Origin of the sequence: Rhizobium sp. CBN3 (assembly GCF_030518245.1) — a bacterium.
Classification (GTDB): Bacteria; Pseudomonadota; Alphaproteobacteria; order Rhizobiales; family Rhizobiaceae; genus Rhizobium; species Rhizobium aethiopicum_A.
Genome location: NZ_JAULSE010000015.1, coordinates 14,919 through 29,575, shown reverse-complemented (window position 1 = coordinate 29,575; position 14,657 = coordinate 14,919). Strand labels below are relative to the sequence as shown.

The window sequence follows — 14,657 nt, the reverse complement described above, 5'->3', positions numbered from 1 at the left end:
CCAGGATGAGCTTTCCATGAGTACCGTTTCAACACCGATGGTAAGCAGCGCCCCCTTGATCAACAAAGACCGCGTGATCGACTGGCTGGGTATTGCACCCTTCATTATTTTTTCCCTGCTGTTCCTGATCATCCCCACGCTTTATCTCGTGGCCGGCGCGTTCCTGACGCCCGAGGGCGATTTAACGCTGAAGAATCTCGGCGATCTCTTCACTCCATCCATTATCAGCGCCTACTGGATCAGTATTCGCGTCTCCGTCGCCTCCGCCCTCGGCGGCGCGCTGATCGGCTTCTTCCTTGCCTGGGCCGTCGTGCTCGGCGGTCTGCCCGCCTCGGTGCGCTCGACGCTTCTGACCTTCTCCGGCGTCGCCTCGAATTTCGCCGGCGTGCCGCTCGCCTTCGCCTTCCTCGCAACACTTGGCCGCACCGGGCTCGTGACGGTTTTCCTGCGGGAATGGTTCGGCTTCAATCTCTATGGCACAGGTTTCAACCTGCTGTCTTTCCTCGGCCTCACCATCACCTACATGTATTTCCAGATCCCGCTGATGGTGCTGATCCTGACGCCGGCGCTCGACGGCATGAAGAAGGAATGGCGCGAAGCATCGCAAATCCTCGGCGCCACCAACCGCCAATATTGGACGATGGTCGCCCTGCCGATCCTCTGGCCGAGCCTGCTCGGCACGACTCTGCTGCTCTTCGCCAACGCCTTCGGCGCCATCGCCACCGCCTTCGCGCTGACCGGCAGTTCGCTGAATATCGTGCCGATCCTGCTCTACGCGCAGATCCGCGGAGACGTTCTGCACAATGCCAACCTCGGTTACGCCATCGCTCTCGGCATGATCGTCATCACAGGCGTCTCCAACATCCTTTATCTCATGCTGCGTATGCGCGCCGAGCGGTGGCAGAAATGAAAACACAACGTCTCGGAGCCTGGATCGCCATCATTCTCGGCGCATCCTATTTCATCATCCCACTGATCGGCACCATCGAATTTTCGCTGCGCATGCGCCGCGGCGAATACAGCCTCGACGCCTATCAGTCGGTTTTCTCGGACATTCAGTTCCGCGAGACCTTCGGCTATTCCATGCTGATGGCGTTGCTCACCATCGTCTTCGGCATGCTGCTCGTGGTGCCGACGGCCTATTGGGTGCGGCTGCGCCTGCCGCAGATGCGTCCCGTCGTCGAGTTCATCACGCTGCTGCCGCTCGTCATTCCGGCGATCGTCATCGTCTTCGGCTACCTCAGAATGTATAATTCGTCATCCTACTTGCCGCTGACGGGTTCGACGACAGGGACCAACGCCCTGCTGGTCTTCTCCTATATCACGCTGTCCCTGCCCTACATGTACCGCGCCGTCGATACCGCCATGCGCGCCATCGATGTGCGCACGCTGACGGAGGCCGCCGAAAGTCTCGGTGCTCGCTGGACGACTATAATGTTCCGCTGCATCTTCCCGAACGTGATGAGCGGCGTGCTCTCCGGCGCCTTCATCACGCTGGCGATCGTCATGGGCGAATTCACCTTCGCCGCCCTGCTCAACCGCCCGGCCTTCGGCCCCTACCTGCAGCTCGTCGGCGCCAACAAGGCCTATGAGCCTTCGGCGCTCGCCGTCATCGCTTTCTCGATCACCTGGCTCAGCATGGGCCTGCTCAACCTCGTTTCCCGCTTCGGCAAAGCCCGCCCGGCAAAGGCTTAAGGTAACCGGCTCATGTCTTTTCTCACACTCAACAATATCCAGAAGTCCTTCGGCCCGGTTCAGGTCGTCAAGAATTTCAACATGAACATCGAGAAGGGGGAGTTCATTTCCTTCCTCGGACCGTCGGGCTGCGGCAAGACAACTGTCCTGCGCATGATCGCCGGCTTCGAAACTCCGACCGGCGGCACGCTGACCATCAACGGCAAGGACCAGAGCGCGCTGAAACCGAACCAGCGCAACATCGGCATGGTCTTCCAGGCCTACGCGCTCTTTCCCAACATGTCCGTGCACGACAACGTCGCCTTCGGCCTCAAGGTTGCCGGCGCGCCGAAGCCCGAGATCGACGCCCGCGTCAAGGAAATGCTCGGCCTGATCAAGCTCGATCATCTCGCCGACCGTTATCCCTATCAACTGTCGGGCGGCCAGCAACAGCGCGTCGCACTTGCCCGCGCGCTTGCCGTCAAACCGCAGGTGCTGCTTCTCGACGAGCCCCTCTCCGCCCTCGATGCCAAAATTCGCGTGTCGCTGCGCGAGGAAATCCGCCAGATCCAGCAGCAGCTCGGCATTACCACCGTCTTCGTCACCCACGACCAGGAAGAGGCGCTGTCGATCTCCGATCGCATCGTCGTCATGAACGCCGGCAAGGCCGATCAGATCGGCTCGCCCTTCGACATCTACAACAAGCCGGCCACGCGCTTCGTCGCCTCCTTCGTCGGCACGCTGAACCTGATCGAGGCCAAGATCGTCGACCCGGGTACCAACCTCATCCAGATCGGCGATCAGAAGATCACGCTGAAGCAGTCCGTTGCAGGCCACAAGGTGGGCGAAACCATCTCGCTGGCGCTGCGTCCGGAGGCAGGCTCGCTCTCCGACACCGCCAGAAGCGATACGGCGCTGACCGGCCAGGTCGTCTCGGCTCACTTCCTCGGTTCGGTCATCCGCACCCGCATGAATGTCGGCGGCAACGTCATCTCCTTCGATATGTTCAACAGCCCGGGCGTCACCCCGCCGCAGGCCGGAGAAACCGTGACGCTGCGCTTCATGGCGGCAGACTTGCTCGTCATCAGCGATTGATGTTGCGGGATACCGCTTATGCAAAAGGCGCCGCAAAACGGCGCCTTATTTTTTCGATAATGGATTCGTTCAGCGGATCGCCCGGTCGTCCGCATCGAAGCGATGCACGCGCGCCTGGTCTGGCGTCGCGTAAACGATCTCGTCCGGCTCGTACTGATGTTCGCCGAAAAGGCGCGCCGTCAGCAGGCCGCACTGCTCGGATTCGAGATAGATGATCGTGTCGGCGCCGAGATGCTCGACATGCACGACCTTCGCACCCCACGTCCCCTGCTCGCGCGACAGCGTCATATGTTCCGGCCGTACCCCGATCGTCTTGGCGCTGTGATCGCCCACCTTTTCGCCCGCGATAAAATTCATCTGCGGCGAGCCGATAAAGCCGGCGACAAAGACGTTGGCCGGGCGGTTGTATAGCTCCATCGGTGAGCCGATCTGCTCGATCGCGCCGGCATTCAGCACGACGATCTTGTCGGCGAGCGTCATCGCCTCGACCTGGTCGTGCGTGACGTAGATCATCGTCGCCTTCAGGCCGCGGTGCAGCCGGGCAATTTCAAGCCGGGTCTGGACGCGCAGCGCCGCATCGAGGTTCGACAGCGGCTCGTCGAACAGGAAGAGTTCCGGTTCGCGCACTATGGCGCGGCCGATGGCGACGCGCTGGCGTTGGCCGCCGGAAAGCTCGGCCGGTCGGCGTGCGAGATAAGGCGCGAGCGACAGCATGCCGGAAGCCTTGCCGACGCGCTTGTCGATCTCGCCCTTGGCCGTACCGGCCTGCTTGAGGCCAAGCCCCATATTGTCCTTGACCGTCAGATGCGGATAAAGCGCATAGGACTGGAAAACCATGGCGATGCCGCGCTTGGCCGGCGGCGTCAGCGTCTCGTCGCGGCCGTTGATGACGACGGCGCCCGAGGTCACGTCTTCGAGGCCGGCGATGCTGCGCAAGAGCGTCGACTTCCCGCAGCCCGACGGCCCGACGAAGATGACGAATTCGCCGTCCTTGACCTCGAGGTCGATGCCTTTGAGCACCTCATGCGTGCCATAGGTCTTGCGGATGGATTTGAGTTGAAGCGATCCCACTATTTTTCCCTTACAATCTGACCGGCTGGCCGGTACGCACGCTCTCATCGGCGGCAAGGCAGATGCGCAGCGACGCCACCGCATCCGCCATATGGCGATCGAGGTTCAGATCCTCGCGGATCGCCCTCAGCATGAAGGCCTGTTCCAGGTCGCAAAGCGCCTGATGACCGGGCTCGCCCGTCATCCTCATGTCCTGGTCGGGCCGGATGAACTTGGCGTCCGGGCCGGTTTCGGCCGTATGCAGACGGATCACCGAGGTCTTAGTGTGCGTATCGATGTCGTCGGACTTGGCGTTCGGATCCATGACGATCGACACCGCCCCCTTCGGCGACATCACGTCTTTCACGAAGAAGGCGGTCTCCGAGATCATCGGCCCCCAGCCGGCCTCGTACCAGCCGACCGAACCGTCCTCGAAGAGCACCTGCAGCTGACCGTAATTATACATGTCGGCGGCGATCTCATCAGAGAGGCGCAGCCCCATGCCGCGCACCTCGATGGCCCTGGCGTCGGTGATCTGGCACATCACGTCGACATAATGCACGCCGCAATCGACGATCGGCGAGGTCGTGCGCATCAGCGACTTGTGCGTCGCCCAGGTCGGACCGCTGGACTGCTGGTTGAGGTTCATGCGGAAGACGTAAGGCGGGCCGAGTTTGCGCGCCTCCTCGATCAGCTTCATCCAGGACGGATGATGGCGGAGGATATAGCCGATCACCAGCTTGCGCCCCGCCTTCTCCGCTGCCGCAACGACCCGCTCGGCATCGGCGACGGTGGTCGCCAGCGGCTTTTCCACGAAGACATGGCAGCCGGCCTCGAAGGCGGCGATGGCATAATCGGCATGGCTGTCGGAATAGGTGTTGATCGAGCAGAGGTCCGGCTTCAGTTCGGCAAGCGCCGTCGCAAAGTCGGGGTGAATGGTATAGCCCCGCAGTTCGGGCTCCAGCGCCGGCGTCGAGCGGTTGACGAGACCGACGATTTCGAAACCGGGATTGTTGTGATAGGCGAGCGCGTGGCTGCGGCCCATATTTCCCAGTCCGGCAACGAGGACGCGGATCGGTTTCTCCTGGCTCATTTGACGGCTCCCGACGTGATGCCGCGGATCAGCTGGCGCGAGAAGATGACGTAGAGGATCAGGATAGGCAGAATCGCGAGCGAGAGCGCCGCCAGCACCGCATTCCAGTTGGTGACGAACTGACCGATGAAAATCTGCGAGCCGAGCGTCACCGTCTTGGTGCTTTCGGCCGGCGCCAGGATCAGCGGGAACCAGAGGTCGTTCCAGATCGGGATCATCGTGAAGACGGCGACCGTCGCCATGGCCGGGCGCACCAGCGGCAGCACCAGGCGGAAGAAGATCGCATATTCGGACAGGCCATCGATCCGCCCGGCATTCTTCAGATCGTCCGAAACCGTGCGCATGAATTCCGACAGGATGAAGATCGCGAGCGGTATGCCTTGGGCGGTATAGACGAGAACGAGTGCCGTCAGCGTATTGACGAGGCCGGCCGCCACCATGCCCTGCAAGATCGCCACCGTGCCGAGGCGGATCGGGATCATGATGCCAATCGCCATGTAGAGCCCGAGCAGCAGATTGCCGCGGAAGCGATATTCAGACAGAGCGAAGGCGGCCATGGCGCCGAACAGCAGCACCAGCAGGATCGAGACAACAGTCACGACGAAGCTGTTCTGGAAATAGGTGGCGAAATCGCCCTGCCCCAGCACCGTCTGATAGCCGACGAGGCTGAAGGTCGACGGCGTCGGGATCATCAGCGGTTCGCGGAAGATCGAGTTGCGATCCTTGAATGAATTGACGATGGTCAGGAACACCGGAAACAGCGCGACCAGCGTATAGGCGCCGAGCGCCAGATGCACGAGGCCGGTGCGGATGGGAGATGTGCGTGCCTTAGACATGCGTGCTCCTCAGAACTGGTAGCGACGCATGCGTCGCTGGATGACGAAGAGATAAAGCGAAACGCCGGCGAGAATGATGAGGAACATCACGGTCGCAATCGTCGCACCCATTGAGCGGTCGCCGAGCTGCAGCTGGAAACCGAAGAATGTGCGGTAGAGCAGCGTGCCGAGAATATCGGTCGACATGTCAGGCCCGGCAAGCGCCCCCTGCACGGTGTAGATCAGGTCGAAGGCATTGAAATTGCCGACGAAGGTCAGGATCGAGATGATGCCGATCGCCGGCAGGATGAGCGGCAGCTTGATCTTCCAGAACTGGGCCCAGCCGGTAATACCGTCGCATTCGGCAGCCTCGATCACCTCTTCGGGAATGCTAAGCAGCGCTGCATAGATCAGCATCATCGGAATGCCGATATATTGCCAATTGGAGATCAGCGACACGGCAATTAGCGCCGAACCCGGCTTGCCGAGCCACGGCGCAAACAGGAATTTCAGTCCAATGAGATCGAGCATCCAGGGCGCCACACCCCAGATCGGCGACAGGATCAGCTTCCAGATGAAGCCGACGATGACAAAGGAGAGCAGCGTCGGCAGGAATATCGCCGTGCGGTAGAAGGCGACGCCGCGCAGCTTCGGCACCGAAAGCAGGGCTGCAAGCGCAATGCCGATCGGGTTCTGCACGCACATGTGGATGGCGAAGAAGACGACATTGTTGACGAGTGCGTTCCAGAAATCATGCGCCCAGCGCGGATCGCCGAACAGCACCTTGAAATTCGCCAGGCCGACGAAGGCCGGCTGACCGTCGACCGTATTGTAGAGCGAGAGCCTCAGCGTTTCGATCAGCGGCAGCACCATGACGGCGGAATAGACGATCACGGCCGGCAGCATGAAGACGAAAATGTGCCAGCGCACCGGGCGCTTGATCGGGACGATATCGGCCACGTTGTCGGTTTCGCTCATGGCTTTTGCCTGTTCTTGTCGACTGGCCGCAAGGCGCAGCGCAGATGAAAAACGTTGCGCCTCACCCCAACTCTCTGCCGCCCGGGAAGAAAGGGAACGCCCTGCAGAGATGCTCTATCGGGCTGGGAGGTCGCTGCGAGTATCCTTCTCCCCGCAAGCGGCGAGAAGGTGGCCGGCAGGCCGGATGAGGGGCTGCAAACGCCGCCCCTCACCACATCACTTGGCCGGCTTGTACCAGCTGTCGAGACCCTTCTGCAGCTTCTCGGCGGCGACCTGCGGCGTATCCGTGCCGTTGATCACGTTGGCCGATTCCACCCAGGTCTCGTTTTCGAGGTTCGGCGTACCGCGCGACAGGATCTGGTAGGTCGAGCGCACGGTCGACTTGTACGGGCCGCGCCAGGAGACGAACTCCTGAGCAAGCGGATCGGACATCTTCACCGGGTTGGAGTTCAGGCTGAAGAAGCCCGGCAACGCGTTGGCATAGATATCGGCGAACTCGGGCGAAGCGACCCAGCTCAGGAACTTCTTGGCTTCCTCGGCATGCGTGCTCTTCGCGTTCAGGGCGACGCCGATATCCGGATGGTCGGAGATATAACCCTGATCGCCGGCCTTCGGAACCGGCGGCGGGAAGGCGCCCATCTTAAATTGCGCCTGCGTGTTGAAGAGCGCGATTTCCCAGGAACCGGCCGGGTAGATCGCGGCGCGGCCGAGCGTGAAGAGGTTCTGGCTGTCGGAATAGGTCTGGGCTTCGAAACCGTCGCCGAGATAGGGCTTCCACTTGGCAAGCTCTTCATAGGGCCTGACCCATTCGGGATCGGTCAGCTTCTGCTTGCCTGCGATCAGGGCTGCGCGGCCTTCTTCACCCTTCCAGTAATTCGGGCCGATGTTCTGGTAGCCCATGGTGGCGGCTTCCCAGAGATCCTTCGTGCCCATGGCGAGCGGAATATAGGTGCCATCGGCCTTGATCTTGTCGAGGGCTGCGTAGAACTCGTCCTGCGTCTTCGGCACAGAAATGCCAAGCTTGTCGAAGGCATCCTTGTTGTAGATGAAGCCGTGGATGACCGAAGCCATCGGCACGCAGAAGGTCGACTTGCCGTCGTCGGTCGTCCAGGCGGCCTTGGCGACCGGAGAGAAATTCTCCATGCCCGGCAGGCTGGTGATGTCGACGAGCTGCTTCTTGTTGAAGAGTTCGAGCGAGGCGTCGAATGGGCGGCAGGTGATGATGTCGCCTGCGGAGCCGGCATCGAGCTTGGCGTTCAGCGACGCGTTGTATTCGGTCGGCGCGGTCGGCGAGAAGACGACCTTGATGCCCGGGTTTTTCGCTTCGAACGCCGGAATGATCTTCTCCTGCCAGATCTGCAGGTCGTCGTTACGCCAGCTTTCGACGGTCAGCGTGACGTCGGCGGCATGGACGAGACCTGCCGGCGTCAGCAGGCTTGAGGCAAGCAGCAAGCTTTTCAGAGCAGTGTTTTTCATTTCCCTCTCCTGTTTTTAGCGCCGAAGGCGCCGTTTTCGATCTGAAACAAGCAATTGGCGTGTCTGAGGAAACACCCAATGCCCCTTGGAGGACCGCCAGCGAAGCCGGCCCCGAAAGCTCGATGGACCGAAAGCGGATCGCCTGCGGCCGGACTGCGCGCTTTTCGGTGACCCGCACCGGACGCGCCGAAAATAATGGGAAAGCCGATGGATGCCTGAATTCCATCGTCGGCCCGACAGGGCCGCTGGCATTCTGGCAGTCATCCTCGAAGCGGTTCCGGCTTGATTTTGCTGCCGGTTTTCGTGGGCTTCGAAACGCTGTTCCCTTTTACTGAATTAAGGCCAAAAAAATACCAATTGTCCAGACGAATTTTAACTTTTTGGCCTCAAAGGTTTCATTAAAAATTTTTATCAAAGAAAATCAATTAGATAAAAAGGTGCAATTTCTCCACCGTTCCCACTTGGTAAATGGTATTTTTTTGGTATTGTATGAAAAACAGGTGGGAACGGCGTATTCGGAGGTCCGATGACAGAGCTTGCAATCGGCATAGATGGCGGCGGGACGAGCTGCCGGGCCGCGGTCGCGGACAGAAACGGCACTATCATTGGCCGCGGCAAATCAGGCCCGGCGAATATTCTGTCCGATCTGGAAAACTCTCTTCTCAATATTGCCGAATCCGCCCGGCTGGCACTCAGCGATGCTGGGCTCGCCGCGGAAACCATTTCCTCCGTCGCAGCGGTCGTCGGTGTCGCCGGCGCTAATGTCACGGATTATGGCCAGCGAATCGAAAACGCCCTGCCCTTTGCCGAAGGCCGCGTTGTTACCGACGCGCTGATCGCCCTGCAGGGCGCACTCGGCGATGCCGACGGCATCGTCGGCGCCTTCGGCACCGGCTCGGTCTATAACGCCCGGAAAGATGGTCGGCTGAACGGCATCGGCGGCTGGGGCTTCGTCGTTGGCGACCAGGCAAGCGGCGCTCGCCTGGGCCGCGACCTGATGGAACGATCGCTGCTCGCCCATGACGGCGTGCGCCCGGCATCGCCGATGACTGAGGCGATCCTGGCGGAATATGGCGATGATCCCGAGCGCATCGTCGAATTTGCGCATTCGGCAAGACCGACGGATTTTGCCCGTTATGCGCCTGTCGTCTTCGAACATGCAACGAGCGGCGATGCGGTCGCGGTCGGCATCGTCACGGACGCGGCAACGGCGATCGGCGAAAGCCTTGAAGCGCTGCTCTGGCCCGGATGCCCGTCAATTTGCCTGCTTGGCGGCCTTGCGGAAGCCTATGAGCCCTGGCTTTCCCAACGCTACAGACAGCTGCTTGCCAAACCGAAAAACGATGCCCTTCACGGCGCGGTGGAACTTGCGGTCAAGCTCCTGAACGAGCGACAGCGAGGTGCGGCATGACCGACGATCTCGCCACAATCCTCTCCCTGGAACGCCTGCAGGCGGCCGGCACCGGCCCGCTCTACGTCAAGCTGCGCCGCACGCTCGAAGAGGCCGTGCGCGCAGGCACGCTTGGTCACGGCGACGCGCTCCCGCCGGAGCGCGACATCGCCGAACTTGCCGCCGTCAGCCGGGTCACCGTGCGCAAAGCGATCGACGAACTCGTCGCCGAGGGCCTGCTGGTGCGCCGCCACGGCTCGGGCACCTTTGTCGCCAAGCCGGTCTCCAAGGTCGAGCAGCGCCTGTCGCAGCTCACCTCTTTCACCGAAGACATGGCGCGCCGCGGCATGTCCTCCCGCTCGGAATGGCTGCATAAGGGCATCCACACCCCCTCACCCGACGAGATGATGATCCTTGGCCTCGCGGCGGGCTTGAAGGTTTCGCGCCTCTCGCGCCTGCGCATCGCCGACGACCAGCCGCTGGCGATCGAGAACGCCAGCGTCTCCGGCGAATTCCTCCCCGATCCCTCCGCCGTCACCAATTCGCTCTACGCCGAACTCGAACGCCTCAACGTCCGTCCGGTCCGCGCCGTCCAGCGCATTTCGGCGACCAATATGAAGGAAGCCGATGCCCAGCTTCTCGGCGTCTCCGTGGGTGCGGCCGGCCTGTCGATCGAACGCATCTCCTATCTCGGCTCCGGCCGCGCCGTCGAATTCACCCGCTCGCTCTATCGCGGCGACGCTTATGACTTCGTGGCCGAGCTGACGATCGGGGTGACCTGACGGCTTGAGCTTATCCAAATTATACGAATAGTTCGGGGATCGAAGGCTGGAAACCTATCAAGCAGAAGCAAACTCAATCGATCCCTTTCCAGACCGCAAGTGCGCCCTCGTCCATCGGCTTAAGGAAATCCGGCCCGTCTCCAATGACTTGCCCTTTGAGCAAGCCAATTTTGAAGCAAGACCGTACAATCGGAACAATCTTCACCACGGGCTTGCGCCCTTTCGCGATTACCACCTCCTCACCGGAAAGAGCGGCATCGATCAATTTCGACAGACTGGCCTTTGCGGCTCGGATGGTTACTTGCATTGCGGCCTCATTCCCTCACCTAGCTAAGGATGCCATTCCATCGTCATTTCCGCTATCGAATTCAAACCGCCTGACCACGGGAAATTATCGCGCCACATCAAAAGCATGAAGCCGAAAAGTGAATCACTTTCGGCTTCATCATCTCTTGATTCTTTGCATTAAGAACGGTGAGCGCATCTCTACGCCGCGTCCTCGATCTCCTCGTCCGTCTTGCGCGGCACGTAGTTCAGCACCGGCCCGAGCCAACGTTCGACCTCGGAAACCTCCATGCCCTTGCGCTTGGCATAGTCCTCCACCTGGTCCCGCTCCACCTTGGCGACGCCAAAATAATAGGAATCGGGGTGGCCGATATAGATGCCGGATACGGACGAGCCGGGCCACATCGCATAGCTCTCGGTCAGCTTCACCCCGGCGGCATGTTCGGCATCGAGCAGTTTGAAAAGCGTCGCCTTTTCGGTGTGGTCGGGCTGAGCGGGATAACCGGGCGCCGGACGGATGCCGGCATAGGCTTCACCGATGAGATCCTCGTTGCTGAGGTGCTCATCTCTTGCATAGCCCCAATATTCGCGCCGCACCTGCTCATGCATGCGCTCGGCAAAAGCTTCCGCAAAGCGGTCGGCCAGCGCCTTGACGAGGATCGAGGAATAATCGTCGTTCGACCGCTCGAACCGTTCGGCGATAGCGATTTCCTCGATACCGGCCGTTACCACGAAGCCGCCGACATAGTCCTGCACGCCGCTTGTGACAGGCGCGACGAAGTCCGAAAGCGCCACATTCGCCCGCCCGTCCCGCTTCGAAAGCTGCTGGCGCAGCGTATAGAAGGTGGCAAGCTCCTGGCTGCGGCTTTCGTCGGTGAACAGGCGGATGTCGTCGCCAACGACGCCGGCCGGCCAGAAGCCGATGACGGCGCGCGGGCGGAACCACTTCTCGTCGATGATCTTCTTGAGCATGGCCTGCGCATCGGCCCAGAGCGCACGCGCCGCCTCGCCCTGCTTCTCGTCTTCGAGAATGGCAGGGAAACGGCCGCGCAGTTCCCAGGTCTGGAAGAACGGCGTCCAGTCGATGTATCTCGCGAGTTCGGCCAGATCATAATCCTCGAACACCCGTGTGCCGAAGAACTCAGGCTTGGTCGGCTTGTAGGCCGGCCAGTCGATCTTATGCGCGTTCTCGCGGGCGCGCGACAACGGCAGGCGCACCTTCTCCGCTTCGCTGCGAGCATGCGCGGCCGCCACCTTGGCATATTCGGCTCTCACATCGTCGACATAGCCCTGCCGCGTCTCCGGCGAGAGCAGCGCCGAGACGACGCCGACGGCGCGGCTCGCATCGGTGACATAGACCGCCTGGCCCTTGTTATAGCCGGGATGGATCTTCACGGCCGTATGCACGCGGCTGGTGGTTGCGCCGCCGATCAGGAGCGGAATCTCGAAGCCCTGCCGTTCCATCTCGGACGCAACATGCACCATCTCGTCGAGCGACGGCGTGATCAGACCGGAAAGACCGATGACATCGACCTTTTCGGCGATCGCCGTTTCAAGGATCTTCGTCGCCGGCACCATGACGCCAAGGTCGACGATCTCGTAATTGTTGCAAGCGAGCACGACGCCGACGATATTCTTGCCGATATCGTGCACGTCACCCTTGACGGTCGCCATCAGGATCTTGCCGGCCGATTGACGATCGTCGCCACCGGTGAGGCGCTTTTCCTCTTCCATGTAGGGAAGCAGGACGGCAACGGCCTGCTTCATGACGCGCGCCGACTTGACCACCTGCGGCAGGAACATCTTGCCCGAGCCGAACAGGTCGCCGACCACGTTCATGCCGGCCATCAGCGGTCCTTCGATGACGTGCAGCGGCCGGGCGGCCTGCTGCCGCGCCTCCTCGGTATCGGCCTCGATATATTCGGTGATGCCGTTGACCAGCGCATGCTCGAGACGCCTCTCGACGCTCCATTCGCGCCAGGAGAGATCCTGGACACGACCCTCCTTTGCCCCGGCACCACGGAAACGCTCGGCCACTTCGAGCAGCCGTTCGGTGCTGTCGGCACGGCGGTTCAGCACTACGTCCTCGCAGGCCTCGCGCAGTTCGGGATCGATGTTGTCGTAGACGGCGAGTTGGCCGGCATTGACGATGCCCATGTCCATGCCGGCCTGGATGGCGTGGTAGAGGAACACGGCATGCATCGCCTCGCGCACCGGCTCGTTGCCGCGGAACGAGAAAGACAGGTTGGAGACGCCGCCGGAGATATGCACGAGCGGCATGCGCTGACGGATCGTCCGCGTCGCCTCGATGAAGTCGACGCCGTAATTATTGTGCTCTTCGATGCCGGTCGCGACCGCGAAGATGTTCGGGTCGAAGATAATGTCCTCGGGCGGGAACCCGATCTTCTCAGTCAGCAGCTTATAGGCGCGCTCGCAGATTTCCACCTTGCGCTCATAGCTGTCGGCCTGTCCCGTTTCGTCGAAGGCCATGACGACGACGGCCGCACCATAATTGCGCAAGAGCCGCGCCTGGGCGAGGAAGTTCTCCTCGCCTTCCTTCAGCGAGATCGAGTTGACGATCGGCTTGCCCTGCACCCGCTTCAGGCCGGATTCGATGATCGAGAATTTCGACGAGTCGATCATCACAGGCACGCGGGCGATGTCAGGCTCGGCAGCGATAAGGTTGAGGAACTCGACCATCGCCTTTTCGGAATCGATCAGGCCCTCGTCCATGTTGATGTCGATCACCTGCGCACCGTTCTCGACCTGGTCGCGCGCGACATCGAGTGCCGGCGTGTAATCGGCATTGGTGATCAGCTTGCGGAACTTCGCCGAGCCGGTGACGTTGGTGCGCTCGCCGACATTGACGAAAGGAATGTCCTTGGTCAGCTCGAAGGGTTCGAGACCCGACAGCGACATAAACGGGCGATGCTCGGGAATCGGGCGCGGCTTGTATTTCGCCACCGTCTCGGCGATCGCCCTGATATGTTCCGGCGTCGAGCCGCAGCAGCCGCCGACGATGTTGACCAGGCCTTCACGGGCGAAGCTGTCGATCTGCGCCGCCATCAGCTCCGGCGTTTCGTCGTACTGGCCGAACTCGTTCGGCAGGCCGGCATTCGGATAGGCGCAGATAAAGGTATCGGCAACGCCCGAAAGCTCCTGCAGGTGCGGGCGCATCGCGTTAGCCCCGAGGGCGCAGTTCAACCCGATCGTGAAGGGATTGGCATGGCGCACCGAGTTCCAGAAAGCCGACGGCGTCTGGCCGGAGAGTGTGCGGCCGGACAGGTCAGTGATCGTGCCGGAGATCATCACCGGCAGACGCACGCCCTTGGCCTCGAAACGCTCTTCGCAGGCGAAGATCGCGGCTTTGGCATTCAGCGTGTCGAAGATCGTCTCGATCAGGATGATGTCGGCGCCCCCGTCGATCAGCCCGTCGATCTGCTCGCCATAGGCGTCACGCAGATCGTCGAAGGTGACGGCGCGGAAACCGGGATTGTTGACGTCGGGCGAGATCGAGGCAGTACGGTTGGTCGGGCCGATGGCGCCGGCGACGAAGCGGCGGCGGCCGTCCTCGCGCTCGGCGCGGATTGCTGCCCGGCGCACGATCTCGGCACCTTCCTTGTTGAGGTCGTAGACGGCGCCTTCCATCTGGTAATCGGCCTGGGCGATGCGGGTCGAGGAGAAGGTATTGGTCTCGAGGATATCGGCGCCGGCCTTGGCGTATTTGTAATGGATCTCTTCGATCGCATCCGGCTGGGTCAGGATCAGAAGGTCATTGTTGCCCTTCTGATGGCAGGCGCAACCGATGAAGCGGGTTCCGCGGAACTGGTCCTCGTCGTAGCCGAGACCCTGGATCTGCGTGCCCATGGCGCCGTCGAGAACAAGGATGCGCTCGCTCGCGGCTTTCTTCAAAGCGGCGAAAACTTCACTGCCGTCACGCTTGCCCGTTTCCGGACCAAAGAGAGTATCAAACACGGGAGGGCTCCTTGACGTCGTAAGACCAGACTTCCAGATCACAT

The 14,657-nt window shown here is 61.3% G+C and carries 12 protein-coding genes; 5 read left to right on the top strand and 7 right to left on the bottom strand.

Annotated features, from left to right (window positions below; all coding sequences use genetic code 11):
* Positions 1-16: 16 nt before the first annotated feature.
* The 3 genes from QWJ46_RS21445 to QWJ46_RS21435 are packed head-to-tail and all read left to right on the top strand — an operon-like array spanning position 17 to position 2,769.
* Positions 17-910 (top strand): ABC transporter permease subunit, encoded by an 894-nt coding sequence (locus QWJ46_RS21445; RefSeq protein ID WP_302753708.1) that lies wholly within the window; start codon positions 17-19, stop codon positions 908-910.
* Positions 907-1,695: an ABC transporter permease gene (locus QWJ46_RS21440; protein WP_085778821.1), complete on the top strand. Its 789-nt coding sequence runs from the start codon at positions 907-909 to the stop codon at positions 1,693-1,695. The genes QWJ46_RS21445 and QWJ46_RS21440 overlap by 4 nt, the downstream gene beginning before the upstream one ends.
* A gap of 12 nt (positions 1,696-1,707) precedes the next feature.
* Positions 1,708-2,769, top strand: a complete 1,062-nt coding sequence (locus QWJ46_RS21435) for an ABC transporter ATP-binding protein (RefSeq protein ID WP_302753706.1) — start codon at positions 1,708-1,710, stop codon at positions 2,767-2,769.
* Between the two features lie 69 nt (positions 2,770-2,838).
* Here the strand turns inward: QWJ46_RS21435 and QWJ46_RS21430 are convergent, their stop codons facing one another.
* The 5 genes from QWJ46_RS21430 to QWJ46_RS21410 all read right to left on the bottom strand — a co-directional run bounded on the left by QWJ46_RS21430 (position 2,839) and on the right by QWJ46_RS21410 (position 8,181).
* Complete coding sequence (locus QWJ46_RS21430) at positions 2,839-3,840, bottom strand: ABC transporter ATP-binding protein (RefSeq protein WP_302753704.1); 1,002 nt, start codon at positions 3,838-3,840, stop codon at positions 2,839-2,841.
* Between the two features lie 10 nt (positions 3,841-3,850).
* The gene (locus tag QWJ46_RS21425) at positions 3,851-4,912 is read right to left on the bottom strand and encodes a Gfo/Idh/MocA family protein (RefSeq protein ID WP_184459282.1); all 1,062 of its coding nucleotides are present in this window, start codon (positions 4,910-4,912) and stop codon (positions 3,851-3,853) included.
* Positions 4,909-5,748, bottom strand: a complete 840-nt coding sequence (locus QWJ46_RS21420; protein WP_097597924.1) for a carbohydrate ABC transporter permease — start codon at positions 5,746-5,748, stop codon at positions 4,909-4,911. The genes QWJ46_RS21425 and QWJ46_RS21420 overlap by 4 nt, the downstream gene beginning before the upstream one ends.
* Positions 5,749-5,757: 9 nt before the next feature.
* A complete protein-coding gene (locus tag QWJ46_RS21415; protein ID WP_184459283.1) occupies positions 5,758-6,705 on the bottom strand; it encodes a carbohydrate ABC transporter permease in 948 nt (315 codons plus the stop codon).
* Positions 6,706-6,921: 216 nt separating this feature from the next.
* Positions 6,922-8,181 carry an ABC transporter substrate-binding protein gene (locus QWJ46_RS21410; RefSeq protein WP_302753701.1) on the bottom strand — a complete coding sequence of 420 codons (1,260 nt, stop codon included), beginning with the start codon at positions 8,179-8,181 and terminating at the stop codon, positions 6,922-6,924.
* Between the two features lie 526 nt (positions 8,182-8,707).
* Between QWJ46_RS21410 and QWJ46_RS21405 the strand changes: the two genes are divergently transcribed.
* Entirely contained in the window at positions 8,708-9,592 is an 885-nt protein-coding gene (locus QWJ46_RS21405) for an N-acetylglucosamine kinase (protein ID WP_302753699.1), read from the top strand.
* Positions 9,589-10,353, top strand: coding sequence for a GntR family transcriptional regulator (locus QWJ46_RS21400; protein WP_302753697.1), 765 nt, complete (start codon positions 9,589-9,591; stop codon positions 10,351-10,353). Before QWJ46_RS21405 ends, QWJ46_RS21400 begins: the two co-directional genes overlap by 4 nt.
* Positions 10,354-10,426: 73 nt before the next feature.
* On the opposite strand, the gene QWJ46_RS21395 is transcribed toward QWJ46_RS21400, so the two are convergent.
* Complete coding sequence (locus tag QWJ46_RS21395; RefSeq protein WP_302753695.1) at positions 10,427-10,660, bottom strand: type II toxin-antitoxin system Phd/YefM family antitoxin; 234 nt, start codon at positions 10,658-10,660, stop codon at positions 10,427-10,429.
* 179 nt (positions 10,661-10,839) lie between these two features.
* Entirely contained in the window at positions 10,840-14,613 is a 3,774-nt protein-coding gene (metH, locus tag QWJ46_RS21390; protein WP_302753693.1) for a methionine synthase, read from the bottom strand.
* Between the last annotated feature and the right edge of the window lie 44 nt (positions 14,614-14,657).

What these genes read in the sequence shown, in the direction of transcription:
- QWJ46_RS21445 (WP_302753708.1), top strand. Translation starts at nt 17, where the DNA reads ATGAGTACCGTTTCAACACCGATGGTAAGCAGCGCCCCCTTGATCAAC.
- QWJ46_RS21440 (WP_085778821.1), top strand. Translation starts at nt 907, where the DNA reads ATGAAAACACAACGTCTCGGAGCCTGGATCGCCATCATTCTCGGCGCA.
- QWJ46_RS21435 (WP_302753706.1), top strand. Translation starts at nt 1,708, where the DNA reads ATGTCTTTTCTCACACTCAACAATATCCAGAAGTCCTTCGGCCCGGTT.
- QWJ46_RS21425 (WP_184459282.1), bottom strand. Translation starts at nt 4,912, where the DNA reads ATGAGCCAGGAGAAACCGATCCGCGTCCTCGTTGCCGGACTGGGAAAT.
- QWJ46_RS21420 (WP_097597924.1), bottom strand. Translation starts at nt 5,748, where the DNA reads ATGTCTAAGGCACGCACATCTCCCATCCGCACCGGCCTCGTGCATCTG.
- QWJ46_RS21415 (WP_184459283.1), bottom strand. Translation starts at nt 6,705, where the DNA reads ATGAGCGAAACCGACAACGTGGCCGATATCGTCCCGATCAAGCGCCCG.
- QWJ46_RS21410 (WP_302753701.1), bottom strand. Translation starts at nt 8,181, where the DNA reads ATGAAAAACACTGCTCTGAAAAGCTTGCTGCTTGCCTCAAGCCTGCTG.
- QWJ46_RS21405 (WP_302753699.1), top strand. Translation starts at nt 8,708, where the DNA reads ATGACAGAGCTTGCAATCGGCATAGATGGCGGCGGGACGAGCTGCCGG.
- QWJ46_RS21400 (WP_302753697.1), top strand. Translation starts at nt 9,589, where the DNA reads ATGACCGACGATCTCGCCACAATCCTCTCCCTGGAACGCCTGCAGGCG.
- QWJ46_RS21395 (WP_302753695.1), bottom strand. Translation starts at nt 10,660, where the DNA reads ATGCAAGTAACCATCCGAGCCGCAAAGGCCAGTCTGTCGAAATTGATC.